This is a genomic window from Streptomyces sp. P5F9 (assembly GCF_057961495.1).
This window is the reverse complement of the sequence record NZ_JBXVPZ010000932.1, coordinates 1-1,289: the sequence shown is the minus strand read 5'-3', so window position 1 is coordinate 1,289 and position 1,289 is coordinate 1. Positions and strand designations below refer to the sequence as shown.

The 1,289-nt window shown below is 71.1% G+C and carries 1 protein-coding gene and 1 pseudogene; one reads left to right on the top strand and one right to left on the bottom strand.

The window, feature by feature from the left end; all coding sequences use genetic code 11:
* Positions 1–528 (bottom strand): TIGR03089 family protein (locus tag AC31A1_RS51585; protein ID WP_489659939.1); only part of this gene is annotated, 528 nt, incomplete at its 3' end.
* A gap of 138 nt (positions 529–666) precedes the next feature.
* Between AC31A1_RS51585 and AC31A1_RS51580 the strand changes: the two are divergent.
* Positions 667–1,289, top strand: a pseudogene (locus tag AC31A1_RS51580) (N-acetylmuramoyl-L-alanine amidase); the annotation flags it as partial.

Genomic DNA, 1,289 nt, shown 5'->3' with positions numbered 1-1,289 from the left:
CTGCACCCCGGTCAACTCCACCCCACCCACGACCAACGCAAGCTCCTCAGGGTCAACGGGAGAGAACGCAACAAACCGATCCCCCTGACTGGGCACCTCAACGGCATAGTCGACGAACCCGACCGGCGTCTGCGGAAACCGCCCCCCGAGCGGCCGCAAGGCAAGAGCAACCCGCTCCCCACCACAAGCCCGAGCCACCTCCAGCGACTCCGGCCCACTGACAACCACATCGGCCCCGGAGGGATCCCCGCCCACGTCCGCGACCACCCCCACAGACGAACACGCCAGCAACCACACCGCCGTCTGCCAGTGCGCCGGCAACAACACCGAGACCCGGTCACCGGGCCCGGCACCGAGATCCCCCTGGAGGAGATTCGCGGTCTTGGCCACCCAATTGGCGAAGGTGGCCACGGACAATTCGACACGTTCCCCCGTGTCGTCGTCGTAGAAGGTCACCAGGGGGCGGCCAGGATCCGCGGCGAGCGCGGAACGCAGCAGGTCGGCAGGGGTGCGATCGGTGGCGTTCACCCGCGCAAGCGTACGCGGGCGCCCGCCGCCGCACGCCCCCGCGTCCGGCGCCGGACCACCGGTTCGGACGAACGGCAGCCGACGGTCCGTCAATTCCCGGATAGACAGATATGTATGACTATGTCCAGGATCAGGGGCATGCGTGGATTCCTTGCTTCCTCGATCGGCGTCACCTGCGCGGCCGCACTGGCCCTCCCGCTCACCCTGCCCGCGGCCGCGGCGCCGGCATCGGCATCGGCGGCGCAGTCAACGAGCGGCGCGAGAACCGCGTCGACGACCGCCGCACCGGACCTCCCCGGCAGCACCCAGTCGCTGCCCCTCACCCCCCGTACCCGCGACCGCACCCTGGGCGCGGCCCCCGAACAGGGCCTCACCCGCGACGACGTCCACCGCTTCTCCCTCGTCGGCGTCACCTGGTCCGACCCCGACACCGAACTGCGCGGCCAGGTCCAGGTCCGCACCCGGGCCACCGCCACGGGTGACTGGTCCGGCTGGCAGGACATCGACACCCACAACGAGGACCACGGCGCCGACCCCGGCACCGCCGAACGCGACTCCGGCCACGTCCACGGCTCCACGGCCCCGCTGTGGGTGGGCGACTCGGACGGAGTGGACGTACGCGTAAGAACGGACACGGCGGCGACAAGGACCGTAGGAAACACCGGCGAACAGCCGTCCCTGCTCCCCACCGGCCTGCACCTGGAACTGGGGGACCCGGGTGCGGCACAAGCCCCGTCCGCAGGCGCCCGCCCCACGACCAC